The sequence below is a fragment of the Streptococcus sp. Marseille-P7375 genome, assembly GCF_902460365.1.
Classification (GTDB): Bacteria; Bacillota; Bacilli; order Lactobacillales; family Streptococcaceae; genus Streptococcus; species Streptococcus cristatus_I.
The window spans coordinates 19,816-45,010 of sequence record NZ_CABPTR010000007.1; the positions used below are offsets into that span (position 1 = coordinate 19,816).

The window sequence follows — 25,195 nt, forward strand, 5'->3', positions numbered from 1 at the left end:
AACTCTATTATAACACAAATGCTTAAAGCTATCTCTCCAAAGTAAAAGAAAACCAGCTGATTTTCAGCTGGTTTTACAATTAGGAAAGAGGCTTAGCTAAGTGCGTCATCCATTGAAAGAACTTCGTGGAAGACACGTTGTGTCAATTCAGTTTTTTGTTCTGGAGTGAGGTATTTAGTGTTTACACAGTATCCAGAGATACGTACGATAACGTCTTCGCCAGACATGATCTTGTCGTAAACATCTTGCAAGTCCATAACGTTCAAGTTAACGTGTTGTCCACCGTTTTCAAAGTAACCATCAAGGATTGTTACCAAGTTATCAACTTGTTCGTCACGAGTCTTACCAAGAGCGCGTGGAGAAACTTGAGTTGTCAATGAGATACCGTCAGCTGCGTAACCAAAGTCTAGGCTAGCAAGTGAGTTCAAGTTTTGCAACCAGCCACCTTTAGCTTTGTTAGATGGGTTAGCACCTGGTGAGAAGAATTCAAGTTTAGACAAGTTCACAGAACCATCTTCGTTGAGGTATACACCTTTGTGGACTGGTGAGTTACCAGTTTGTTTAGAGTAAGCAACGTTAGATGTGATTGTCAAAAGTGATACAGTAGCTTCTGCGTCTTTGTAAAGTTTGTGGCTACGTAGACGAGTTGTGTAAGCTTCGATCAACCATTCTGCCAATTCGTTTGAACGTGGGTCATCTTCACCCCAACGTGGGTATTCACCGATTGTTTCGTAATCATAGATGTAGCCATTTTCGTCACGGATTGGTTTAACTGTAGCGTATTTGATAGCTGACAATGTATCAACAGTGTTAGCAAATCCACAGATACCGAATCCCATGTTGGCACGTTGTTTAGTTGGCAAGAAGGCCATTTGAACAGCTTCGTAGTTGTACTTGTCAGTCATGTAGTGGATGATGTTCAAAGCATCTACGTAAGTGTCAGTCAACCAGTCAAGAGATTTTTCAAAGTTCGCTTTAACTGATTCAAATTCAAGAACTTCGTCACGGATAGGATCGATGTCAAATACTTTGTAGTCTTTGTGAACATCGTCGTAACCACCGTTCAAACCAGTAAGAAGGGCTTTCAAAACGTTCACACGAGCACCGAAGTACTGGATGTTGTGGCGTTGATCTTCGTTTTCTGGGTCAAGTGGTGACACACAGCATGAGATACAGCTCATTTCTCCGTATCCGTCTTTAGCCATTGTTGTTACACCTTCGTATTGGATAGAAGAGTGTTTGTGGCTCATGTGCATACAGTAGCGACGGAATGAGTATGGAAGTTTGTCAGTCCAGAGAACTGTCAAGTTTGGTTCTGGAGAGTTACCGATATTGTCAAGAGTGTTCAAGAAACGGTAGTCCATCTTAGTAACACGGTGACGACCGTCGTTACCCATACCAGCCATAGAAGTGGTGATGAAAGTTGGATCACCTGAGTACAATTGGTCATAAGCTTTTGTACGAGCAAATTTAACTGTACGAAGTTTCATAACGAAATCATCAACAAATTCTTGGATTTCTGATTCAGTAAATGTACCACGAGCGAGGTCACGTTCTGCAAAGATATCCAATACGATTGGCACACGTCCTAGAGATGTTGCAGCACCGTTGATAACACGGCAGACAGCCATAAAGGCGATGTTAACCCATTGGATCGCTTCTTTAACGTTCATCGCTGGTTTACGAACATCAACTCCGTAAAGATCACCCAAGCGAACAACTTGTTGCAATGCTTGGTATTGAAGGTTTACTTCTTCACGAAGGCGGATTGTTTCTTCGTCGATTTCTTTGATTGCATTCCAGTCGTTGACTTTTTCTTGCATCAAGTAGTCTGCACCGTAAAGAGCAAGACGTGCGTAAACACCGATGATACGTCCACGTGAGTAGGCATCTGGAAGACCAGTTACAGTGTGAGCGTGACGAGCGCGGCGGATGTTAGAAGTATAAGCACGGAAAATACCGTCGTTAACAGTTGTCACATATTTTGTGAAAATTTCGTGAACAGCTGGATCAGGTTCATAACCATTTTCCTTCAAAGTTGTTTCAGCCATACGGATACCACCTTTTGGCATGAAGTTCAATTTGAAGAGTTCATCGTTTTGAATACCGTAAATTAGTTCGTTATCTCTGTCGATATAACCAGCAGGGATATCTGCAATAGATGTTGGACGAGTGTCCATTGGGAAACGAGTTTCTTCGTAGTGAGCTTTTGTTTCTTCTACGATTTTCTTGATGTGGAGTGAGCGCTCAGTAGGACCCGCCAAGAAGCTTTCATCTCCATCATAAGGTGTGTAGTTGGCTTGAACGAAGCGAGAAACACTTGCTTTCTCTTTCCAATCTTCACCTTTGAAGCCTTCCCAAGCTTTGTCAAAAATATCTTGAGCTTCCACAACTGTTTTAACAACCATTAGATTTTCCTCTTTATTCTAGCAACATAAACTGTTACATTTATAATTAAAGTATATCATAAGGTAATCGGTTTCACAAACGAATTTCAGTGCTAAAAGAGGCTTTCTTTTATAATACAGATTGATATTTTGTTGTAAACTGTTTTATAATTTTGAAAATGGTAAATGAAAATAGTAGAAAGAAGCTGATAAGTTGAATTATTTTGTACTTGCTTTGAACGTTACTATGTAGAAATGTGTCCAATACTGAAATTCCTATTTTAATACTTTGTCTATGCACCTCAGAAAGTTTCTCACATTTTCCGGTCTTGCTTTTGAATAAAAATCCTTTGAAACTTGCTTTAAAAATGATAAAATTTGCTAAAGAGCTATTCTAACTTATAGGAGACGGCATGCTAATTTTTCCGCTAATTAATGACACATCGCGAAAGATCATTCATATTGATATGGATGCTTTTTTTGCTTCGGTCGAAGAGCGGGACAATCCTAAGCTCAAGGGAAAGCCTGTGATTATAGGTAGTGATCCGCGTCAGACGGGTGGACGTGGTGTGGTTTCGACTTGTAATTATGAAGCCAGAAAGTTCGGAGTTCATTCAGCTATGAGTTCCAAGGAAGCCTATGAGCGGTGCCCGCAGGGGATTTTTATCTCGGGAAATTATGAAAAATATCAAACAGTTGGTTTGCAGATTCGAGAGATTTTCAAGCGCTACACGGATAAAATTGAGCCCATGAGCATAGATGAGGCTTATCTGGATGTGACGGAAAATAAGTTGGGTATCAAATCTGCAGTCAAAATTGCCAAGCTGATCCAGCACGATATCTGGAATGAATTGCAGCTGACGGCTTCGGCAGGCGTTTCTTATAATAAGTTTCTAGCCAAGATTGCCAGTGATTATGAGAAGCCGCACGGTCTGACGGTTATTTTACCCGAGGAGGCAGAGGCCTTTCTGGCGTCCATGGACATTGCTAAGTTTCACGGAGTTGGTAAGAAGAGCGTTGAAAAACTGCATGAAATGGGAGTTTATACTGGTGCAGATCTGCTCAAGATACCGGAAATGACCTTGATTGATAAGTTTGGTCGCTTCGGCTTTGATCTTTACCGAAAAGTGCGTGGCATCAGCAATAGTCCCGTCAAGTCCAATCGTATCCGTAAGTCTATCGGTAAGGAGCGAACCTATGCCAAATTGCTCCATGGCGAGGAGGATATAAAAAAAGAACTATCTCGTTTGGCAGCTAAGGTCGCTCTCAGCTTAGAGAAACACCAGAAAGCTGGCAAGACGGTTGTCCTAAAAATCCGCTATGCTGACTTTTCAACCCTAACCAAAAGGAGGACCTTGGAGCAAGAAACGAAAGAAGGAGAAATGATTGAGCGGGTTAGTCATGAAATCTATGACAGCCTGGAAGAGCAGCCGCGAGGCGTTCGCTTATTAGGACTGACAGTGACGGGGTTTGGATAAGATAGAAAAGAGTCTGAGGCAATTTGTCCCAGACTCTATTTTTATGGGAAATATTTGATAAGGCACTCTGTAAACTGTTAGGACAGCTTCAAAGGTAGACCTAGGCATCTGTTTCTATTTGGTTGTCATTGCCAAATATACTGTTGATATCTTCCTCGGTCAGTCCGATTAGAGGATCGATTGTTAGGATATTTTCCCCCGTCAGGATATAGTTTCCCACAGGCGATTCGCTGTTATCCACAGGAATGTGGATAAGTTCTTGAGGGGGTTCTATATCCCCAAAGCGCTCAATCAGATAGGTTTTGCGGGCTGTTCCGGTATTTTTTATGGCGTAGTCAAAGGCTGACTTTTCCCCAAGTAGGATCAGTTTGCTCTTGGCTCGGGTAATAGCAGTGTAGACCAGATTGCGCTGGAGCATGCGGTGGCTGCTTCGGGTAATGGGAAGGATAACCACGGGAAACTCGCTACCTTGAGACTTGTGGATGCTCATGGCATAGGCTAGGCGAATTTTGTACCATTCGCTGCGCTGGTAGCTAATTTCATTGCCGTCAAAGTTGATGGTTAATTCGTCCTGCTTGGACTCGGTGTACTTAGCTGGGAGCAGGTCGACGATGTAGCCTAAGTCACCGTTAAAAACATTGCTTTCAGCATCATTGACCAAGTGGATAACCCTGTCTCCTTGTCGATATTGGCAATCGGGTGCTTCAAAGGTCAGCTGGTCTTTTTCCACAGGATTGATGAGATTTTGCATGAGGCTATTAATCTGGTCAATGCCGGCCTGTCCGCGGTACATGGGAGCCAGCACCTGAACATCCTGAGCTGGGATGCCACTGCGAATAGCTGCGCTAGCAATTCGTTCAATCATGGGCGGGATGTGTTCATTTCGAGCTTCAAAATAAGAACGATCCGCTTTTTTCTCGGTAAAATCTTCTGGTAGTAGTCCTTTTTGGATTTGACTAGCCAGAGTGACAATGGTCGAATCTTGGCTCTGACGGTAAATTTTTTCCAGCTTGGTCTGGGGGATACTCGGTATTTGCAATAGGTCAGCTAATACCTGCCCAGGACTGACAGAGGGCAACTGCTCTGCATCGCCCACCAAGAGCAGTTTGGTATTGGAGGAGATATTGCTGAGAAGCTGGTTGGCCAGCCAAGTGTCTACCATGGAGAATTCGTCCACGATGATAAAGTCAGCATCCAGATAATCATCCAAATGACTGGTATCATCATCTCCAGTCATACCGAGATGTCGGTGAATCGTAGCGCTGGGCAGGCCAGTCAGCTCGTTCATACGGCGAGCAGCTCGCCCAGTCGGTGCAGCAAGGAGAATGGGTAAATCTGCCTTCTTTTTCAAATCCAAGTCTCGAAGCTGGCTATAGACGGAGATGATACCATTGATGACGGTTGTTTTTCCTGTTCCTGGTCCACCCGTCAGGATAAAGACTTTTTGTGTGATAGCGTCGAAAATGGCTTTCTTCTGAATCTGATCATAGTGGATGCCTAGGTCATCTTCAGCTTGGCTGATGGCACTGAGGATTTTTTCGTCTTCAAAGCGATCCTGATAGCCTTTTTCCAAGAGGCGGACCAGATTGCTGCGGATGCCTTCCTCGGCAAAGAAGAGGCTGTTTTCAAAAATCTTAGTCTCAACATTTTGGACTTTGTCTTCTTCAATCAGGTGAGCCAATTCATCGGCTACCAGACTAGGGTCTAGCTCTACTTGGCGCGAACTTTCCAGAAGCTCAATCGTATGAGCCAATAGGTCTCTAGCCTCCAAATAGGTGTCGCCAGTTTCCATGGACTGGGTCAGAAGGGTATGAAGCAAGCCAGCTCGAAAACGCTCAGGAGCATCACTTTCAATTCCCAACTTCTGGGCCAGCTGGTCAGCGATTTTAAAACCGATACCTTGGATATCTTCAACCAGTCGGTAGGGATACTGTTCGACAATTTCTAGCGTTTCTTCCTTGTAGGTTTCCTGAATCTGAAAGGCTAGTTTGTTGGGAATGCCGTAGGCGGCCAGTTTAGCTAAGACCAGCTCTGTTCCATAGTTGAGTTGCAGTTTGGCCACAAAGGATTCTCGGTTCTTGGCGGAAAGGCCAGTGATTTCTTTGAGTTTTTCTGGCTCAGCTAAAATCTTGTCAATGGTTTCCTCCCCATAGAGTTCCACGATTTTTTGAGCTGTCTTGACCCCGATACCTTTAAAGTTGTCACTGGAAAAATATTTAACCAGCCCCTTGCTAGTCGGTTTTGTCCTCTCGTAGCGGGAAATTTTTAGCTGCTGTCCGTACTTTGGATGTTGGACTAGGTTGCCCCAAAATGTATAATCCTCACCTTCGATAATATCGGCCATGGTTCCGGTCACGATAATCTCAAAATCATCAAAATCTTCACAATCTGTGTCTTGGATATCCAAGAGGAGGATTCGAAAGAAATTGCTGGGATTTTCAAAAATGATGCGTTCAATAGTGCCTGAAAAATAAAATTCTGTCATTGTTTATATATGCTCTTTAAAAAGCAAACCCAGCTGAGTAGTCAACTGAGTTTGGATGGGGGTATACTCTTAAGTATTAGTAAGTCTTGAAAGGTAGGATTGGCCAGATGCGGAATTTAGCTTCGCCTTGAATCTGACTGGATTTAAAGGCACCGACCTGCCGGCTATCCTTGGACACAATCCGATCGTCACCTAAAAGCAGGTACTCGTCATCTAGGAGTTTGATGGTAAAGACGGGGCTACCTTCTTTGTCCACTGTAAAGGCTTGGGCTTGAGAGGCTAGCTTGCGGAAGAAAGTTCCGTCGTCCGTGTAATCCTTGCCTACATAAGTAGACTGGAGCTTGTCCTTTTTGAATTTCTTGATGTATTCTGTTAAGTAAGATTCATCAGTTTTTTTACCATTGATATAAAGAGTGTCGTTTTCGTACTGAATGGTATCGCCCGGAAGGCCAATCACTCGCTTGACGACTTCTTTCTTTTTGCCGTCGTCATCCTTTTCAGAGGCTACAACAATATCGAAACGATCAATGGACTGGTGTTTCAAAACCATCAGATACTCCCCATTTGCTAAGGTTGGGTCCATAGAGTGGCCGTCTACCTTGACAGGTGCCCAGAGCAGCCAGCGAGTGAGTAAGATAACAGAGATAATCAGGGTAAAGACTCCCCACTCCTTGAGGAAGGCACGGAAGTCAAAGCGTTTGTTTTTCATAGTCTACCTTTCTAAGAGCTTTTTAGCTTTTTCTGTATTTTTAAAATGAAGTTTAGCGGTATGCTGGAGGCCAGCCATTCCATAGGCTTGGAGGATTTGGCTAGCAACCTGGTCACTCTTGCTTCCAGCTCCACTCGGAAGGGTGTAGCCAAGCTCTTGGCTCAGATTTTCCAGATTTTCCAGGAAGAGGTCGCGAGCGATAATGGAGCTAACAGCGACAGCTAGAAACTTTCCTTCCGCTTTCTCAATGAGGCTAACGGGATTTGGAAAATGATTCTTTTCATTTTGCAGGTATTTGTCATAATTCTGCTGGCTGGTAAAGGCATCGATGACGATTTTTTTTGGTGTCAGACCTTTTTGTAACAGCAGATAAATGGCTTGATTGTGAAGGGCCACCTTGACAGACACAGCATTGTAACCAGAGGCAATCACTTCATTATACTTTTCTGGTGACAAGAGTAGAGCTTGATGTTGGATTTCCTTTTTCAAAATCGGTGCCAGTTGGCGAATCTTGAGGTCGGTCAAGGTTTTTGAGTCGCCCACACCTAGATTATGCAGGAAAGTGTGCTGCTCTGGGCTAACGAAGGAAGCAACAACTGCTAAACCACCAAAGTAAGAGCCATTTCCGACCTCATCAGTACCGATAAGGGAGATGTTCTGAGAAGTCTTGCTGGTTTTCTCGACTTGATGGCCGAAAAAAGCAGCATAATGCCCAGCTTTTTCTCCTTGGAAAAGAACCTTGCCAGAAGTATAGATACTGACAGTTGCCTGGTTCAATTTCAGTAGATATTGGATATACTGATTTTTACTGGGCACAAGCTTGTCTCGATATTTCTGGATAAAAGCTTCAATTTCTTCTCGTTTAGGACTTAAAGTAATACTTTCCATAGCCCCTATTGTACCACAAAATGAAACTAGGGAGAATGGGAAAAAGAGGATATTTTAAATATTATAAAAAAATTACACATTTTTCTTTCAAACATGACATCGATGTCATGTTGAACCCGATAGGGTTGTTGTATAATATAGGTGTTGAAGCGATGTTTGAATAAAACTGACCACAAACAATATATTAACAAGGTTAAGAAGGCCTTGTAAAAAAGGAGAACACATATGGAAAACTTTGCTATGATGGACAACCAATTTGCTGCGTTGACTGAAGAAGAAATGATGATGATCGACGGTGGATGGTCATTCTACGGAGTCCCTGTTGATATTTTCACAGTATCATTGGCTATTTTGGGTGGCTCATTGGTTTCAGGTTTCTTTGTAGGACTTTTCAGCTAATTTAATATTTTAAATAGAAGAAGGTGAATTTCATGAACAAAGATTTTAAATCATTAGATCAAAAATTTATGCCTCTTACTGAAGCTGAATTGGTTGAAGTAGAAGGTGGATGGGTTGGTGGTGACCTTGTACGTGCCGTATTTGATATCGGTCGTGAAGTTGGTCGCACTGTACGCGGACTTGCTATTCGTGCATATGGTCGTATTCGTTCTAGAATTGGATCAGGATCTGGTTCTAGCAATCGTGGTGGTGCTAACAACGGTGGTGCTGCAAGTCCAGACGTTTTTAACTAATATTTTTTGTTTCGACATAGAGCCTCTTGTTCGTCTTGATTGGGACAAGAGGCTTTTTAGTGTAGAATGGTCTGATAAAGTTACTTTATGTCTGTTTTTTAAGTAATTTTATGTTTACATGGAGTAAATTGACTGATACCATTGGAAAAATACGCCACATTAGTGTATGATAGAGATATCTATTTTTTGCTTGTTATGAAAATTTTCCCCTAATTTATACTTGTTTTTTACTAGGGGGAGAACCGCTATGGATAAAGTTGACAAGCAGTTTGTGTTGAATAGTATGTTTACTAATTAGGAGTTTTTATGCGAGGGTCGTTCTCCATAAAAGCAAATTTACACTTTTGTGAATAAAGGAGTTTGTATGAGATTTACAAAGCGTCATTATAGGGCTCAAGTTGACGCGAGAGATTGTGGTGTAGCAGCGCTGGCCATGATATATGGTTATTATGGTTCCTATTATTCTTTGGCTAGTTTGCGTGAAATGGCCAAGACAACTTTAAGAGGAACAACTGCTTTTGGGCTAGTGAAGGTTTCGGAAGAGTTAGGTTTTGAAACACGAGCCTTTAAAGCGGATATGTCTTTATTTGACATGAAGGGCATCGTTTATCCTTTTATCGCCCATGTTATCAAAGATAAGAAATTGCTTCACTATTATGTTGTGACTGGGCACGATAAACATTCGGTTTATATTGCGGATCCAGATCCGGCTGTTAAAATGACCAAGCTTTCTAAGGAACAGTTTGCGCAAGAGTGGACAGGTGTCTCTATTTTCATCGCCCCAGCGCCAGAATATAGACCACACAAGGAAAAGAAAAATGGCCTCTGGTCTTTTGTTCCGATTTTAATGAAACAAAAGGGACTGATTGCCAATATCGTTATTGCAACGATGCTGGTGACGATTATTAATATCGTGGGCTCTTACTACATGCAGGGGATTATTGATACCTACGTACCGAATCAGATGAGGAATACCTTAGGAATTATTTCTCTCGGTCTAATAGTCGTCTACATTTTGCAACAGGTCCTAACTTATGCTCAGAGCTACCTGCTTCTCATTTTGGGCCAACGCCTTTCGATTGATGTGATTTTGTCCTATATCAAGCATGTCTTTCATCTACCCATGTCTTTTTTTGCGACGAGAAGGACAGGGGAAATCGTATCGCGCTTCAACGATGCTAATAGTATCATTGATGCCTTGGCTAGTACTATTCTGTCCATCTTTTTGGATGTCTCTATCGTTGTCGTTATGGCGATTGTTTTGTTCTCACAAAACTTCTATTTGTTCTTTATCAGTTTGCTCTCGCTGCCGATCTATATCATCGTGATTTTCGCTTTCATGAAGCCATTTGAAAAAATGAATCGTGATACGATGGAATCCAATGCCATTCTGTCTTCTTCTATTATCGAAGATATCAATGGTATTGAGACGATTAAATCCTTGACAAGTGAAGATTTCCGCTATCAAAAGATTGATAGAGAATTTGTTGACTATCTGAAGAAATCATTTGCCTATAGTCGGATGGAAAACATCCAAATCGGCTTGAAGAAGACGGCTCAGCTCTTGCTGAATGTTGCAATCCTTTGGATGGGAGCCCTTTTGGTTATGGACAATAAAATGACCTTGGGGCAGTTGATTACTTATAATACTTTGTTGGTTTATTTCACAAATCCGCTGGAAAACATTATCAATTTACAAACCAAGCTTCAGACAGCACAAGTTGCCAATAATCGCTTGAACGAGGTTTATCTGGTTGACTCTGAATTTATGGATAAAAAAGCGATCCGTGATTTGAGCATGACCAAGGGCGACATTGAGTTGAGAAATGTCAGCTACAAGTATGGCTATGGACGAAATGTTCTGTCGGATATTAATTTGACCATTGAAAGAGGCAGCAAGGTGGCCTTTGTCGGAATTTCTGGTTCTGGAAAGACGACTCTTGCCAAGATGATCGTGAACTTTTACGATCCAAACGAGGGAGAAATTCTGGTTAATAATATCAACCTCAATCAGATTGACAAGCATGTCTTGCGCCGTCATATCAATTACTTGCCGCAACAACCTTATGTTTTTAATGGTACCATCTTGGAGAATGTTCTCTTGGGTGCCAAGCCCGGAACGACTCAGAAAGAAATTATTCGGGCGCTGGAAATTGCAGAGATTCGTGAAGATATTGAACGGATGCCTTTAAATTATCAAACAGAATTGACATCAGATGGTTCAGGGATTTCAGGTGGTCAGCGTCAGCGTTTGGCCTTGGCTCGGGCTCTTTTGACCGATGCTCCTATTTTGATCCTTGATGAGGCGACCAGCAATCTGGATATCTTGACAGAGAAAAAGATTATTGACAACCTTTTAGAGTTGGACAAGACCATCATTTTCATTGCCCATCGATTGACTATTGCGGAGCGATCTGAAAAAGTTGTTGTTCTGGACAAGGGTGAAATCGTGGAGCAAGGAACGCATGAAGAGTTGGTTGCTCAGGATGGCTTCTATGCTCATCTGGTGAATAGTTAGAAAGGAGAAAGAAGATGGAAGAACATTACTTAGAGAGTGCCGAATTTTATAACCGTAGATATTCTAGCTTTTCTGTGCGCGTGATTTTACCGACTTTCTTCTTGTTGATTTTTGTGGTCTTATTCTCCCTCTTTGCTAAAAAAGAAATCACTATTACTTCAGGTGCTTCTATTGAACCTAGCAAGATTCTGGCTAACATCCAATCAACCAGTAACAATGCCATTGTCACTAATAATTTGAAGGAAAATAAAGTTGTAAAAAAAGGGGATCTTTTAGTTCAGTATAAGTCTGATAGTGAAAATACTCAAAAAGAAACCTTCTCCTCTCAAGTAGAAAGCTTGAAGGAGCAAAAACGTCAGTTGGAGCTGCTGCAAGAAAGTCTGAAGACGGGGACTAGCCAGTTTTCAGGAGAGGATCGCTTCGGCTATGAGCAAGCATTTAATGATTACAAGAATCAAGCTGCGAGTATCCGTAGCAATACCGAACAGCAAAATTCGACCATTGCTTCTCAAAATTCAGCAGCTAGCAATTCACAAGCAGAGCTGGGGAATTTGATCAATGAAACAAATGCTAAATTAGCAGATTATCAGACTCTTAGAAATGCTATCCAAAATGGGACAAGTGTCCCTTCGACTAATGCTGGCTATAGCATCTATCAGGCTTATGAGACACAAGCGGCTGCAGATAGTCAAGGTCAGCTAAAGAGTCAGGTTCTTTCGCAAATTGATAGTCAAATTTCTCAGTTTGAATCAGCTCTTGCAGGTTATCGAGTGCAGTATGCGGGCTCTGGTGCTCAGCAGGCCTATTCTGGTAGCTTGGATAGCCAGCTTGAGTCTTTGAAAGCTCAGCAGTTGACTAAAGTTGGTCAAGAATTGACGGCCTTGAATCAAAAGATTTTAGAAGTTGAAAACAATCTCAAGGTGCAAGGTGGTATCACTCAAAAGGGCATGATCACAGCAACTGAAGATGGTATTCTCCACCTAAATCCTGAAACAGCAGGAGCGAATCTAGTTCCTGAAGGGAAGTTGCTCGCTCAGTTGTATCCTGTTTTGACCAAGGAAAAAAAGGTCGTTATCACAACCTATGTGACCTCAAAAGATGTTGCTAGTCTGAAAAAAGGTGAGACTTTGCGTTTCACTGCAATGGATGGAAATAATAAAGAATTTGTTCTCAAATCTAAAATTTCAAACATTGACAACAATGCGACGAAAACGGAAAAAGGCAACTTCTTCAAGGTGGAAGCTGAAATAAGCTTAACGGATGTCCAAGCCAAGAAGATACGTTACGGTATTGAAGGTCGTGCAGTAGTCATCACAGGAAGCAAAACCTACTTTGACTATTACTTGGATCAATTCTTGAGAAAGGACTAAAGGAAGAATAGTCGATAAGTTTTGATTGAAGTTTTTATCTCGCAAATATGAAAAAACCATGGTTGTGCCATGGTTTTTGTTGTTATGAGAAAGTTTTCTATTGCCAGATATCCTGTATTTGTGAAATTTGAGCTTGGGCTTGTTTTTCGAAAATCTTGTATTTATAAGTCAAGTCTTGAGCCATTTCCTTAATATTGTCTCGCTGTTCTTGGATAATGGCGAGATTGTGCTGGATGTTAGCTAAATTATCTTGAATTTTATCCAAGATATCGGATGTTTCGACGACTTCTTGGTTAATTGCCTTCCGATTTTTGACCAAATGGTAGCTGGACCAGGCTGCGCCTGTGAAAAGCATGAGATTTGAAAATTTCATAGTCCCTCCCTAGGCTTGAGCAATCTTTTCAGCCAATTGAGCCAAGGCTGGAAAATCTGGTTCGTGGGCTTCAAAGCTGATTTGTAGACCGTCTGTCTCTTCATAGCGAGGAGCTAGGTGGACATGGGTATGAAAGACGGTCTGACCGGCGATTTCTTCGTTATTGTTGATGATATTCATACCAGCTGCACCTGTGGCTTTCATCACCTTTCTAGCAATGCCAGGTACACGAGCGAAGAGCTGACTAGCACTGTCTGCATCCATTTCCAAAAGATTTCTGAAATGCTGCTTGGGAACGACCAAAGTATGGCCTGGAGTGACCTGGGAAATGTCTAGAAAGGCGACTACTTGGTCATCTTCATAAACTTTAGAAGACGGAATTTCCCCTGCGATAATTTTACAAAAAATACAATCAGCCATAAATGATACCTCTATTCGCTAGATTTTGTTATAATATAAGAACTATTATACCAGATTTGGAGAAAATATGTTAGAAATCAAAGAGCTTACGGGCGGTTATGTAAATATCCCGGTTTTAAAGGATGTCAGCTTTGAAGTGGGCAATGGCCAGTTGGTTGGTTTGATTGGTCTCAATGGTGCTGGTAAATCCACTACCATCAATGAAATTATCGGTTTATTGACACCTTACAAGGGAGAAATTCGGATTGATGGTTTGCAGCTGCGAGAAAACTCTAGTGCCTACCGTAAGAAGATTGGCTTTATCCCAGAGACGCCGAGTCTTTATGAAGAGCTAACCCTGCGCGAGCATATTGAAACGGTGGCCATGGCCTATGATATCGAGCAGGAAGTCGCTTTTGAGCGCGTGGAGCGCCTCTTAACTATCTTCCGACTCAAGGATAAGTTGGACTGGTTTCCAGTGCATTTCTCTAAGGGGATGAAGCAGAAAGTCATGATTATCTGTGCTTTCGTGGTGGATCCTAGTCTTTTTATCGTGGATGAGCCCTTTTTGGGACTGGATCCAGTAGCTATTGCAGATCTTATCCAGCTCTTGGATGAGGAAAAGAAAAAAGGTAAGTCCATCCTCATGAGTACCCACGTTCTGGATTCGGCTGAGAAGATGTGTGATAGCTTTGTGATTTTGCATAAAGGGCAGGTGCGTGCTAAGGGCAATCTAGCTGAGTTGCGAGGACAATTTCAGATGCCGGAAGCTAGTCTCAATGACATCTATCTTGCCTTGACGGAAGAGGCTGCGCTATGAAAGAAGTATTTGCTAAACGCAAGCAAGATTTCCGTCAGCGGTGTCTGAAGTATCTGCGCTATGTTCTCAATGATCACTTTGTTCTGTTCTTATTGATTTTTCTCGGATTTTTGGCGGTTCAGTACAATCAATTGCTGCGGAATTTTCCTAGTCAGTCTTGGCCGATCGTAGCCGGATTAGTCTTATTCTCTGTGCTCATTCTTCCTTTTGGGAATACCGCAACCTATCTGGAAAAGCCAGATATGCTCTTTTTGCTGGTGCAGGAGCAGGCGGTCATTGAGTTTGTCAAGGGACAAATCCAGCGTTCGTATATTCTCTTTGGTCTGCTGCAAACCTTGTTGCTGATCTTGTTAGCGCCGTTGTTTTTGGCCTTAGGTTTGCCAATCTGGGGCTTTGGGCTGTACTGCCTCCTTATGTTATTGCTAAAATGGCTAGTCTTTCAGTTCAAGGGGCGTCGCTTTTTCTTGTCTGACTGCCTTGATTGGCAATATGCAATCGCAGCTGAGGAAGGTCGTAAGCAGAAAGTTCTTCGTTTCTTTGCCCTCTTTACAAATGTAAAAGGCATTTCTAATAGTGTCAAAAGAAGAGCTTACTTGGACGGGGTGACGAGGTTTTTACCTAAGACCCATGCCAAGACTTGGCAAAATATGTTTCTGCGCTCCTATCTTCGCAATGGCGATTTATTCCCTCTGACCTTGCGTCTTCTACTTTTAGCCCTCTTAACGATTGTCTTTGTCAGCCAGTCTTGGATTGCTGCAGGTTTTGTCGTCCTTTTCAACTATCTTCTGCTTTTTCAGTTGCTGGCTTTGTATGAAGCCTTTGATTATCAGTATTTAACCCAGCTTTTCCCGCTGGATAGTAAGTCTAAAATCAAGGGAGTAAGACAGGTTATCACAGGGGTTGGACATAGTGTTTTGCTTTTTGAAACGCTAGTGGCAGTGCTCTTTTTTCAAGATAAGATGGCAGTGTTAGCAATGCTTGGAGCGACGATCTTTTTGTATCTAGTCTATTTGCCATATAAACTAAAAAGATTGGTTGACTAAAAGAATGAAAATTAGTAAAATAGTGAGGAAACTTTTTAAGGAGGGGAATCATGGTCTTGGTTGATAACGAGCTAGCCCTGACACCAATAGCTGGTAAGAGCGGAAAGGCCTATATGGGAACTTATCCAGACGGGGGGCGAGTTTTCGTCAAGATGAATACGACCCCGATTCTGGCAGGCTTAGCCAGAGAACAAATTGCTCCGCAACTTCTGTGGAGTCGACGCTTGCCAGACGGCAATGTCATGAGTGGGCAAGAATGGCTTTCAGGTGCCATTTTAACTCCTAATGATATGTCTAAAAAGCAAGTGATCAATATTTTAACGCGTTTGCATCGATCGAAGCCTCTGATGACTCAGTTAGCCAAATTGGGTTATATTTTAGAAACGCCAATCGATCTAATCAATAGCTGGCTCAATCAAGCGCCGGTCGTTTTGAGGAACAATCAGTATCTGCAGTCTATTATTCGGGATTTGCGGCAAACGGTACCTGCTTTTCGTGAGGACTATGCGACGATTGTCCATGGTGATGTACGGCATAGCAACTGGTTTCAGACGGATAGTGGCTTGATTTATTTGGTGGATTGGGATTCGGTTCGCTTGACGGACAGGATGTTGGATGTTGCTCATATATTGAGTCACTATATCCCAGATACCAATTGGCAGGAGTGGCTGACCTACTACGGTTATAAGTACAATGACAAGGTTATCAAAAAACTGTATTGGTTTGGTCAATACTCTTATCTGATGCAGATTGCTAAATATTACGAAAACAATGATTTAGAAAATGTGAACCGGGAGATTTACGCTCTACGCAACTTCCGTTCTAAGTATGGAAAGGTAAGATGAGAGTAAGAAATCGTAAGGGAGCAACAGAGTTATTAGAGGCTAACCCCCACTATGTGGTTCTAAATCCAGTTGATGCCAAGGGAAAGTGGCAAGAAATTTTTGGAAACGACCATCCGATCCATGTTGAAGTTGGAAGCGGTAAAGGGGCTTTCATTACAGGGATGGCTAAGGCTAATCCAAACATCAATTACATCGGGATTGACATTCAGAAGTCTGTCCTTAGTTACGCCTTGGACAAGGTTTTGGAAGCTGATGTACCCAATATTAAGTTGCTCTGGGTGGATGGTTCGGAATTGACCAACTATTTTGCAGATGGAGAAATTGACCGACTTTACCTGAATTTCTCTGATCCATGGCCTAAGAAACGGCATGAAAAACGTCGCTTGACCTATAAGTCTTTCTTGGATACCTTCAAGCAAATTTTGCCAGAAAAAGGTGAAATCCACTTCAAAACGGACAACCGTGGCTTGTTTGAGTACAGCCTGGTCAGCTTTTCGCAGTATGGCATGGTTCTCAAAGGTGTTTGGCTGGATCTTCATGCCAGCGACTTTGAAGGCAATGTCCTAACCGAATATGAGCAAAAATTCTCTAGCAAGGGTCAGGTTATTTACCGAGTCGAAGCAGAATTTCAATAAAAATAAAGAGAGTCCTAAATAGATTTTCTATCTCAATGTCGGGTTTTATGACCGATTTTTGTTGAATAGAGCCCTGTGGGGGCTCTTTTTTATTTTGTTTTGATCATCAAACTATAAAGATTATTTTTGTTGTTTTCATTCTCTTAAAACGGCGTCGCTAAAGCTTTTTGCTATCCCTATAATATGATATTACACTTTTGTTACAGAAAAAAATTAGATAGTAAAATCCTTGATATAATAGGAAAAAAGCGGTATAATTATTGGTATGGTTTAATGTCTAAACTTTGACATTAGAACCACCAATCATATGTTATAAAATACTTTGCTGCTCAGGCGTTAAGGTGTTGAGTAATAAGTGGTTGAACTATATTTTAAAAAGGAGAGATGTTCATGGATAAAAATGCGAGACGCAGATTAAACCGTGCGAGTGCTGAGAAACGACTTCGATACTCAGTCCGTAAGTTTAATGTGGGCGTGGCTTCTGTAGCAGTCGCAGCTTTCATGTTCTTTGGGGGGAATGTCGTTTCAGCCGATACGTTAGCTAAGACGGATTCTTCAAGCACCTCTACGGAGAAAACGACCTCTGTGCCAGATTCAGGAGAAGATTCGGGAGCGAATGATTCTGACTCCGAGTCGGCCATAGAAAAGAATTCTACCGTAGCAACTGTCGCTGAAAGCAACGCAGTTTCAAGTGTAGCATCTACAGCATCTTCTACCTCTGCTGAAGACCTATCAAGCAAAGTGGAAGAAAAAACTGTTAAATCAGAAGTTGCTTCAAAAAGTGAAGCAGCTTTAAAAGAAGCTACTTCACAAGTATCTAAAGCTTCAGTAGCGACTAGCCAATCAACTGCTGCAACTCAGTCTGAGGCTCGAGTTAGCCCAGCTACTTCAGCTACTGCAGAGTCAACTGCAGTTTCATCTGAAGCAGCTACAGAATCAGCTGCCGCTGTAGAACCTGCTAAGGTATCAGTTGAAAAGGCAGCTAGTCAAGCAGCTAGTTTGGCAACAGCTAGCCAAGCAACAAATGCAGTAGCCAAAAGTGAAGCTAATTCAACATTAGCAGCTGCTCAAAGCGAAGTAAATAAAGGTTACGCTGATTTCCGTAAATCAGGAGAAAGTGGCTTCCGTTCGTTTGACCCACAAACAGGAAAAACAACTGTAACGAAAGAAAACTTCCTTGACTACTTCAGATTGAATGGTTCAGCTACCTATAATTCATACGATGGTATCGTAACCCTTACTCCAGATGAAGAACACAAGACAGGTAACTTCAGTCTGAAGAGTAAGATCAATATGAACCAAAGCTTCAAGCTGACTGGTGGAGTTAACCTTGGTGATAAAACTCAAGATCGTTATGGTGCCGATGGTATCGGTTTTGCCTTCCATACAGGGAACACAACAGATCTAGGGGCAAATGGTGGTAACCTGGGTATCGGTGGTTTGCGTAACGCAACTGGTTTCAAACTGGATACTTTCTGGAACGTCTTCACACCACCAAGAGGGAATCGTTTTGATACTAGCAACACGGACTCTTTCCAATATGGTTGGGATAAAGACCCTCAACTGGGACAATTTGGTGCCTGGGTAAATACCACTCATAAAAAGGTTCGTGGTGGTGGTATCTTCACTGGTGGTGAATATGATCGTTGGTGGGCTGAGACAGATGCTAATAGTGCTCAACGTCTGGACTCAAGTGACCTAGATGGTCGTTTCCACAGATTTGCTATCCAGTATGATGGTGTAACCAAGGAATTAACTATCTCTTACGAAAGTAATCTTGGTATTAAGCAATGGAGGAAAACAGTTTCTACTCCAGAAGAGCTGATGTCCATGGTGGTTACGGCTACGACTGGTAACTACAAGAACTTGCAACAGTTCCAAATCAAACGTTTTGATTTCTATCAAAGTGCCTCTGTTGACGTACGTTATGAAGATGAGCAAGGTCGAGAAATCGCTGAAGGTTCAGTAACTTATCCAAAAGGTGCCTATAAAGGTAAGCCTTATACTACTGAACAAAAAACAATCCCAGGTTATGGCTTTGTTCGGATGAAGAATGGTAGTTTGCCACCTTCAGGAACTCTGGCTGACTGGGGTACCAACGGTACAGTAACCTACGTTTACCGTAAAGGTGCTACAGATGTTAAGACAGAGAAGAAGACTGTCACTCGTAATATTTATTATAAATACAAACCAGGTGTGACAGGACCAACACTTCCGCCAACTTACACTCAAACAGCTGAGTTCACTCGAACTGTGACAGGTGGTAGACCAGGTCCATGGAGCCCTTCATCTAAGAATTTTGCGCCTGTAGATTCTCTAAATGTACCAGGATATACACCAGATATAGCGACAGTTCCAGGACTTACAGTAAATCCAGGTTCTACTCCAAGTGATGTAACGGTTTACTACGACAAGAATGCTCCAAGAGTAACAACAGAAACAAAAGATGTTACTCGTACAATCGCTTACGAATATGAAGATGGTGTGACTTCAGGTCGTCCAGCACTTCCACGTGAAGTACAACAAAATGTACAATTTACTCGTCAAGTGTCAGAAGACCCAGCGACTGGTAGAAAGACATACGGCAATTGGACACCAACTCGTCAAACTGTACCTGCAGTTGATACACCAGCAATTAAAGGCTTTACACCGAATAAAACTCGTGTAAATTCAGCTTCTGTTTCACCAACAGATCCAAGCTGGCGTGAAATCGTTTCATACCGTAAGAATGATCCAAAAGTAACAACAGAAACAAAAGACGTTACTCGTACAATCGCTTACGAATATGAAGATGGTGTGACTAGAAATCGTCCAGCACTTCCGCAACCAGTTGAACAAACAGTTCAATTTACTCGTCAAGTATCAGAAGATCCAGTAACTGGTCAGAAAACATACGGTAATTGGACTCCAAATACTCGTACTGTAGATGCGGTTGACAGCCCAGAAGTGTCCGGATTCACACCAAATAAAGCACGTGTAAATTCAGCTACTGTTTCACCAAGAGACCCAAGCTGGCGTGAAATTGTAAGCTATTCAGCTGCAGATCAAAAGGGAAGCATCGTTTACCGTACAGATGGTAAAAATGGTGTTCCAGCTAAGACCCTTCACACAGACAACGTAACTGGTAAATCAGATACACCTGTAAACTATACAACAACTGCGAAAATTAACGAATTTAAACAGTTGGGTTATGATCTTGTTAGCGACGGCTTTACTAAAGCCGGCGGTCAAAGATTTGACAGTAATAACAATGTAGATCAAACATGGGAAGTTGTTCTTACTCCACGTATTGAGACAAAACAAGAAACGAAAGATGTTACTCGTAACGTTCGTTACCAATACAAGGATGGAGTAACCACAGGTCGTCCAGCACTTCCTCGCCCAGTTACTCAAACAACAACATTTACTCGCCCAGTTTCTGTGAACAAGGTGACAGGTGTTGAAACTCCTGGTCAATGGAACAAGCCAAGTGAAGAACTTCCAAAGGTTGATTCTCCAGCAGTTACTGGTTTCACTCCAGACAAACCAAGTGTTCCAGCTTCAACTGTTACTCCAACATCTCCTAACGAAGATGAAGTAGTAAGCTACAGCCAAGATGATCAACGTGGTATCATTGAGTATGTAACAGATGGACAAAACGGTGTTCCAGCGAAGACTCTTTATACTGACGGTGTTACAGGTAAATCAGGTGAAGATGTTGTTTATTCAACTGCTAACCGTATCACTCAACTTCAACAAGCAGGTTACAAACTTGTAAGTGATGGCTTCACTCAACCAAGTGGTCAGAAGTTCGATAACGATAAGACAAAAGACCAAGTATGGAAAGTTGTCGTTACTCCGGTTATTGAAACAAAACAAGAGAAGAAAGATGTTACTCGAACTATCCAATACCAATATGGTGACGGTGTAACAGCAGGACGCCCAGCGCTTCCTAAGACAGTTACTCAAACAACATCATTCACTCGTCCAGTTTCTGTTAACAAGGTAACAGGTGTGGAAACTCCTGGCGCTTGGGATAAACCAAATGCTAACCTTCCAGAAGTAAACACTCCTGCTATTACAGGCTATAGCCCAGATAAACCAAAAGTTCCAGGTGTAACTGTTGACCCTACTACTGGAGATTCAGTTGAAGTTGTCAACTACAACTTGGATGAACAACGTGGTTCTATCAAGTACGTAACAGATGGTAAGAATGGCGTTCCAGTTAAGACTCTTTATACAGATTCTGTTGCTGGTAAGTCAGGTGAACCAGTAGCTTACTCAACTGTAAATCGTATCACTCAACTTCAACAAGCAGGTTACAAGCTTGTGAGCGATGGCTTTACTCAACCAAATGGTCAGAAGTTCGATAACGATAAGACAAAAGACCAAACTTGGACAGTTGTTGTAACACCACGCTTGGATGACAATACGAATCCAGCTGATTTGAACAGCAAGGTTACACGTACCATCAAGTATCAATACGCAGATGGTCAAACAGCGGGTCGTCCAGCTCTGAAAGCTCCTGTCACTCAAGAAGCAACCTTCACACGTACTGGTAAAATAAATGCTGTAACTGGTGAAAAGACCTTCACAGCATGGACACCAGCTACGAAAGAATTGGCACAAGAAGCTACACCAGTCGTAACTGGATTCGTGGCAGATAAGGCCAATGTAGCAGCGAAGACAGTGAAAGCTGGCGATGCTAACAGCGAAGAAGTTGTACAATACAAGAAGCTCGGTTCATATGTACCAAATGTACCAGACGGACTTCCAAAAGTACCAAACCTTCCATATCCAAACGATCCAACAGATCCAACAAAACCAGGTACTGATCTTCCAGTGGTACCAAATGTACCAGGCACAACACCAGTCGGCCCAGATGGCACAACACCATTGACACCGAAAGATCCGAGCGATCCAAGCAAGGGTTACAACCCACCACCAATTCCAAGTGATCCAACTCAGGATACACCAATCAACTACGTTAAAGATGGTCAAAAAGCGATTATCACATTCGTAGACCAAGATGATAACAACAAGGAAGTTGGTAAGGTCGTTGAAAGCGGTAAGTCAGGTGAGCCAATCGGAACAACTAACTACGCAACTCGTCTGAAAGAATTGACAGACAAGGGTTACGAAGTTGTGAACGATGAGTTCAAGGGACCTAAGACCTTCGATAACGATGATAAGAAGGACCAACAATTTGTGGTTACTCTTCGTCATGGTAAAGAAGCAATCAAGGATCCAGCAGAACTCAACAAGAAGGTTACACGTACCATCAAGTATCAATACGCAGATGGTCAAACAGCGGGTCGTCCAGCTCTGAAAGCTCCAGTGACTCAAGAAGCAGCCTTCACACGTACAGGTGAACGTAACCGTGTAACTGGTAAGGAAACCTTCGGTGCATGGACACCAGCTACGAAAGAATTGGCACAAGAAGCTACACCAGTCGTAACTGGATTCGTGGCAGATAAGGCCAATGTAGCAGCGAAGACAGTCACTCCTGATGATAAGGATAGCGAAGAAACAGTTAAGTACAGCAAACTTGGTTCATACGTACCAAATGTACCAGACGGACTTCCAAAAGTACCAAACCTTCCATATCCAAACGATCCAACAGATCCAAGCAAACCAGGTACTGATCTTCCAGTGATTCCACATGTACCAGGAACTACACCAGTAGGCCCAGATGGCACAACACCATTGACACCGAAAGATCCGAGCGATCCAAGCAAGGGTTACAACCCACCACCAGTTCCAAGTGATCCAACGAAGGATACACCAATCAACTTCGTGAAGGATGGTCAAAAAGCAATTATCAGCTTCGTAGACCAAACTGACGGTAATAAGGAATTGACTAAGGTTGTCGAAAGCGGTAAGTCAGGTGAGCCAATCGGTACAACCAACTACGCAGCTCGTCTGAAAGAATTGACAGACAAGGGCTACGAAGTTGTAACGGATGAGTTCGCAGGACCTAAGACCTTCGATAATGACGATAAGAAGGATCAAACCTTCACCGTTACTCTTCGTCAAGGTACAGAGAAGATTACAGACCCAGCTAAGCTCAACAAGAAAGTATCACGTACCATCAAGTACGAATACGCAGATGGTCAAACAGCGGGTCGTCCAGCTCTGAAAGCTCCAGTGACTCAAGAAGCAGCCTTCACACGTACAGGTGAACGTAACCGTGTAACTGGTAAGGAAACCTTCGGTGCATGGACACCAGCTACGAAAGAATTGGCACAAGAAGCTACACCAGTCGTAACTGGATTCGTGGCAGATAAGGCCAATGTAGCAGCGAAGACAGTCACTCCTGATGATAAGGATAGCGAAGAAACAGTTAAGTACAGCAAACTTGGTTCATACGTACCAAATGTACCAGACGGACTTCCAAAAGTACCAAACCTTCCATATCCAAACGATCCAACAGATCCAAGCAAACCAGGTACTGATCTTCCAGTGATTCCACATGTACCAGGAACTACACCAGTAGGCCCAGATGGCACAACACCATTGACACCGAAAGATCCGAGCGATCCAAGCAAGGGTTACAACCCACCACCAGTTCCAAGTGATCCAACGAAGGATACACCAATCAACTTCGTGAAGGATGGTCAAAAAGCAATTATCAGCTTCGTAGACCAAACTGACGGTAATAAGGAATTGACTAAGGTTGTCGAAAGCGGTAAGTCAGGTGAGCCAATCGGTACAACCAACTACGCAGCTCGTCTGAAAGAATTGACAGACAAGGGCTACGAAGTTGTAACGGATGAGTTCGCAGGACCTAAGACCTTCGATAATGACGATAAGAAGGATCAAACCTTCACCGTTACTATNGATGGTCAAAAAGCAATTATCAGCTTCGTAGACCAAACTGACGGTAATAAGGAATTGACTAAGGTTGTCGAAAGCGGTAAGTCAGGTGAGCCAATCGGTACAACCAACTACGCAGCTCGTCTGAAAGAATTGACAGACAAGGGCTACGAAGTTGTAACGGATGAGTTCGCAGGACCTAAGACCTTCGATAATGACGATAAGAAGGATCAAACCTTCACCGTTACTATGCGTCAGGTTGTAGTACCATTCGATCCGAATAATCCGCCGAAACCAGATACTCCAATGGATCCTAAGAATCCAGATGGACCTAAGTGGACAGATGATAAGATCAAGTCAGCTCAACAAGAAGCTGTGAAAGAATTGAGCCGTACGATCAAGTATGTATACGAAGATGGTAAAGAAGCAGCACCAAGCTTCACAGACAGCGCTAAATTCACGCGTATTCTGAAGATCAACGTCGTAACGAAAGCGATCGTAGAAAAAGGCCCATGGACATCACAAGATGACGTGATCAAGGGACAAACTTCACCAGACATCAAGGGTTACGTAGCGGACAAACCAAGCGTAGCAGATGTGAAGGTTACAGCAGACTCAGCTAAACCAGCTGATGAAGTCGTAACTTACAAGAAGGCTGATCAAAAAGCAACCATCACCTTCGTAGACCAAGCTAAGAAAGAATTGGCTAAGATCTCAGAAGGCGGTAAGTCAGGCGAACCAATTAGCCGTGACCAATACCTTGCGAAGTTGAAAGAATTGACTAACCAAGGTTACAAGGTTGTGAACGATGAGTTCAAGGATCCACAAAACTTTGATGATGATGCAAGCAAGGACCAAAACTTCACTGTTCAATTGGAAGAAGGCGTAGTACCATTCGATCCGAATAATCCACCGAAACCAAACGATCCAATGGATCCAAGCAATCCGGATGGACCTAAGTGGACAGATGATAAGATCAAGTCAGCTCAACAAGAAGCTGTGAAAGAATTGAGCCGTACGATCAAGTATGTATACGAAGATGGTAAAGAAGCAGCACCAAGCTTCACAGACAGCGCTAAATTCACGCGTATTCTGAAGATCAACGTCGTAACGAAAGCGATCGTAGAAAAAGGCCCATGGACATCACAAGATGACGTGATCAAGGGACAAACTTCACCAGACATCAAGGGTTACGTAGCGGATAAAGCAAGCGTAGCAGATGTGAAGGTTACAGCAGACTCAGCGAAACCAACTGATGAAGTCGTAACTTACAAGAAGGTAGAAGTTCCACCTACACCGACACCAACTCCGGAACCAAAACCAACTCCTACTCCGGAGCCAAAACCAGAACCAAAACCAGAACCGAAACCTGTTCCACCAACTCCAGCTCCGGTACCAAATAAACAAGTACCGAACAAGCCAGTGGAACCGAAAGTTCCTGGAACTACTGCTCTGCCAAATACAGGTGAGAAATCATCTTCAGCAGCAGTACTTGGTTTAGGAATTGTTGCGACACTCGCAGGTGTCAGCTTGATTAAACCAAGATTGAAAGAAGAAGATTAATTCTTTCTAGCTTGGATAGTAATCACTGAAGAGTTGTGAACGATTAGTTAACAGCTCGCAAAAATCGATAACTTCGTAAAGAAGTTATCGATTTTTTATTTATTTGATTAGCAGACTTTGGTAGTAAGAAATGAGAGAAGATTCTAGTAAAATAGGAGATTTACTGGAGAATGATAGGGATATCACCTCAAAGTT

The 25,195-nt window shown here is 42.6% G+C and carries 16 protein-coding genes; 10 read left to right on the top strand and 6 right to left on the bottom strand.

Annotated elements, in window-relative coordinates; genetic code table 11:
• Positions 1–92: 92 nt before the first annotated feature.
• A complete protein-coding gene (gene pflB, locus FZ954_RS11265; RefSeq protein ID WP_005591101.1) occupies positions 93–2,408 on the bottom strand; it encodes a formate C-acetyltransferase in 2,316 nt (771 codons plus the stop codon).
• Between the two features lie 392 nt (positions 2,409–2,800).
• On the opposite strand from pflB, the gene dinB reads away from it, so the two are divergent.
• Entirely contained in the window at positions 2,801–3,865 is a 1,065-nt protein-coding gene (gene dinB, locus FZ954_RS11270; RefSeq protein WP_125389690.1) for a DNA polymerase IV, read from the top strand.
• A 100-nt stretch (positions 3,866–3,965) separates the two neighbouring features.
• Here the strand turns inward: dinB and FZ954_RS11275 are convergent, their stop codons facing one another.
• The 3 genes from FZ954_RS11275 to rnhC all read right to left on the bottom strand — a co-directional run bounded on the left by FZ954_RS11275 (position 3,966) and on the right by rnhC (position 7,947).
• A complete protein-coding gene (locus FZ954_RS11275) occupies positions 3,966–6,350 on the bottom strand; it encodes an ATP-dependent RecD-like DNA helicase (RefSeq protein ID WP_148878411.1) in 2,385 nt (794 codons plus the stop codon).
• Positions 6,351–6,426: 76 nt separating this feature from the next.
• Entirely contained in the window at positions 6,427–7,059 is a 633-nt protein-coding gene (lepB, locus tag FZ954_RS11280) for a signal peptidase I (protein ID WP_148878412.1), read from the bottom strand.
• A 3-nt stretch (positions 7,060–7,062) separates the two neighbouring features.
• Positions 7,063–7,947 (bottom strand): ribonuclease HIII, encoded by an 885-nt coding sequence (gene rnhC, locus FZ954_RS11285; protein WP_187423372.1) that lies wholly within the window; start codon positions 7,945–7,947, stop codon positions 7,063–7,065.
• Between the two features lie 225 nt (positions 7,948–8,172).
• Here rnhC and FZ954_RS11290 point away from each other — a divergent pair, with 225 nt between their 5' ends.
• From FZ954_RS11290 to FZ954_RS11305, 4 genes are all read left to right on the top strand, one after another.
• Positions 8,173–8,346 carry a class IIb bacteriocin, lactobin A/cerein 7B family gene (locus tag FZ954_RS11290; RefSeq protein WP_148878414.1) on the top strand — a complete coding sequence of 58 codons (174 nt, stop codon included), beginning with the start codon at positions 8,173–8,175 and terminating at the stop codon, positions 8,344–8,346.
• 68 nt (positions 8,347–8,414) lie between these two features.
• Complete coding sequence (locus FZ954_RS11295) at positions 8,415–8,639, top strand: hypothetical protein (protein ID WP_257000647.1); 225 nt, start codon at positions 8,415–8,417, stop codon at positions 8,637–8,639.
• 364 nt (positions 8,640–9,003) lie between these two features.
• Positions 9,004–11,157, top strand: a complete 2,154-nt coding sequence (gene comA / locus FZ954_RS11300; RefSeq protein ID WP_148878415.1) for a peptide cleavage/export ABC transporter ComA — start codon at positions 9,004–9,006, stop codon at positions 11,155–11,157.
• Positions 11,158–11,171: 14 nt separating this feature from the next.
• Entirely contained in the window at positions 11,172–12,527 is a 1,356-nt protein-coding gene (locus tag FZ954_RS11305; RefSeq protein WP_148878416.1) for a bacteriocin secretion accessory protein, read from the top strand.
• Positions 12,528–12,624: 97 nt separating this feature from the next.
• Here FZ954_RS11305 and FZ954_RS11310 read toward each other — a convergent pair whose 3' ends face one another.
• Both FZ954_RS11310 and FZ954_RS11315 read right to left on the bottom strand, forming a co-directional pair.
• Positions 12,625–12,900: a hypothetical protein gene (locus FZ954_RS11310; protein ID WP_148878417.1), complete on the bottom strand. Its 276-nt coding sequence runs from the start codon at positions 12,898–12,900 to the stop codon at positions 12,625–12,627.
• 9 nt (positions 12,901–12,909) lie between these two features.
• Positions 12,910–13,320: an HIT family protein gene (locus FZ954_RS11315; protein WP_148878418.1), complete on the bottom strand. Its 411-nt coding sequence runs from the start codon at positions 13,318–13,320 to the stop codon at positions 12,910–12,912.
• Between the two features lie 67 nt (positions 13,321–13,387).
• Here FZ954_RS11315 and FZ954_RS11320 point away from each other — a divergent pair, with 67 nt between their 5' ends.
• The 5 genes from FZ954_RS11320 to FZ954_RS11340 all read left to right on the top strand — a co-directional run bounded on the left by FZ954_RS11320 (position 13,388) and on the right by FZ954_RS11340 (position 25,000).
• Positions 13,388–14,119: an ABC transporter ATP-binding protein gene (locus tag FZ954_RS11320; RefSeq protein ID WP_148878419.1), complete on the top strand. Its 732-nt coding sequence runs from the start codon at positions 13,388–13,390 to the stop codon at positions 14,117–14,119.
• Entirely contained in the window at positions 14,116–15,162 is a 1,047-nt protein-coding gene (locus FZ954_RS11325) for an ABC transporter permease (protein WP_148878420.1), read from the top strand. Before FZ954_RS11320 ends, FZ954_RS11325 begins: the two co-directional genes overlap by 4 nt.
• A 50-nt stretch (positions 15,163–15,212) precedes the next feature.
• Positions 15,213–16,007 carry a cell cycle regulator CcrZ gene (ccrZ, locus tag FZ954_RS11330; protein ID WP_005591081.1) on the top strand — a complete coding sequence of 265 codons (795 nt, stop codon included), beginning with the start codon at positions 15,213–15,215 and terminating at the stop codon, positions 16,005–16,007.
• Entirely contained in the window at positions 16,004–16,642 is a 639-nt protein-coding gene (gene trmB, locus FZ954_RS11335) for a tRNA (guanosine(46)-N7)-methyltransferase TrmB (RefSeq protein WP_148878421.1), read from the top strand. The genes ccrZ and trmB overlap by 4 nt, the downstream gene beginning before the upstream one ends.
• A 390-nt stretch (positions 16,643–17,032) precedes the next feature.
• A complete protein-coding gene (locus FZ954_RS11340) occupies positions 17,033–25,000 on the top strand; it encodes a mucin-binding protein (protein WP_187423373.1) in 7,968 nt (2,655 codons plus the stop codon).
• Positions 25,001–25,195 lie beyond the last annotated feature (195 nt).

What these genes read in the sequence shown, in the direction of transcription:
- pflB (WP_005591101.1), bottom strand. Translation starts at nt 2,408, where the DNA reads ATGGTTGTTAAAACAGTTGTGGAAGCTCAAGATATTTTTGACAAAGCT.
- dinB (WP_125389690.1), top strand. Translation starts at nt 2,801, where the DNA reads ATGCTAATTTTTCCGCTAATTAATGACACATCGCGAAAGATCATTCAT.
- FZ954_RS11275 (WP_148878411.1), bottom strand. Translation starts at nt 6,350, where the DNA reads ATGACAGAATTTTATTTTTCAGGCACTATTGAACGCATCATTTTTGAA.
- lepB (WP_148878412.1), bottom strand. Translation starts at nt 7,059, where the DNA reads ATGAAAAACAAACGCTTTGACTTCCGTGCCTTCCTCAAGGAGTGGGGA.
- rnhC (WP_187423372.1), bottom strand. Translation starts at nt 7,947, where the DNA reads ATGGAAAGTATTACTTTAAGTCCTAAACGAGAAGAAATTGAAGCTTTT.
- FZ954_RS11290 (WP_148878414.1), top strand. Translation starts at nt 8,173, where the DNA reads ATGGAAAACTTTGCTATGATGGACAACCAATTTGCTGCGTTGACTGAA.
- FZ954_RS11295 (WP_257000647.1), top strand. Translation starts at nt 8,415, where the DNA reads ATGCCTCTTACTGAAGCTGAATTGGTTGAAGTAGAAGGTGGATGGGTT.
- comA (WP_148878415.1), top strand. Translation starts at nt 9,004, where the DNA reads ATGAGATTTACAAAGCGTCATTATAGGGCTCAAGTTGACGCGAGAGAT.
- FZ954_RS11305 (WP_148878416.1), top strand. Translation starts at nt 11,172, where the DNA reads ATGGAAGAACATTACTTAGAGAGTGCCGAATTTTATAACCGTAGATAT.
- FZ954_RS11310 (WP_148878417.1), bottom strand. Translation starts at nt 12,900, where the DNA reads ATGAAATTTTCAAATCTCATGCTTTTCACAGGCGCAGCCTGGTCCAGC.
- FZ954_RS11315 (WP_148878418.1), bottom strand. Translation starts at nt 13,320, where the DNA reads ATGGCTGATTGTATTTTTTGTAAAATTATCGCAGGGGAAATTCCGTCT.
- FZ954_RS11320 (WP_148878419.1), top strand. Translation starts at nt 13,388, where the DNA reads ATGTTAGAAATCAAAGAGCTTACGGGCGGTTATGTAAATATCCCGGTT.
- FZ954_RS11325 (WP_148878420.1), top strand. Translation starts at nt 14,116, where the DNA reads ATGAAAGAAGTATTTGCTAAACGCAAGCAAGATTTCCGTCAGCGGTGT.
- ccrZ (WP_005591081.1), top strand. Translation starts at nt 15,213, where the DNA reads ATGGTCTTGGTTGATAACGAGCTAGCCCTGACACCAATAGCTGGTAAG.
- trmB (WP_148878421.1), top strand. Translation starts at nt 16,004, where the DNA reads ATGAGAGTAAGAAATCGTAAGGGAGCAACAGAGTTATTAGAGGCTAAC.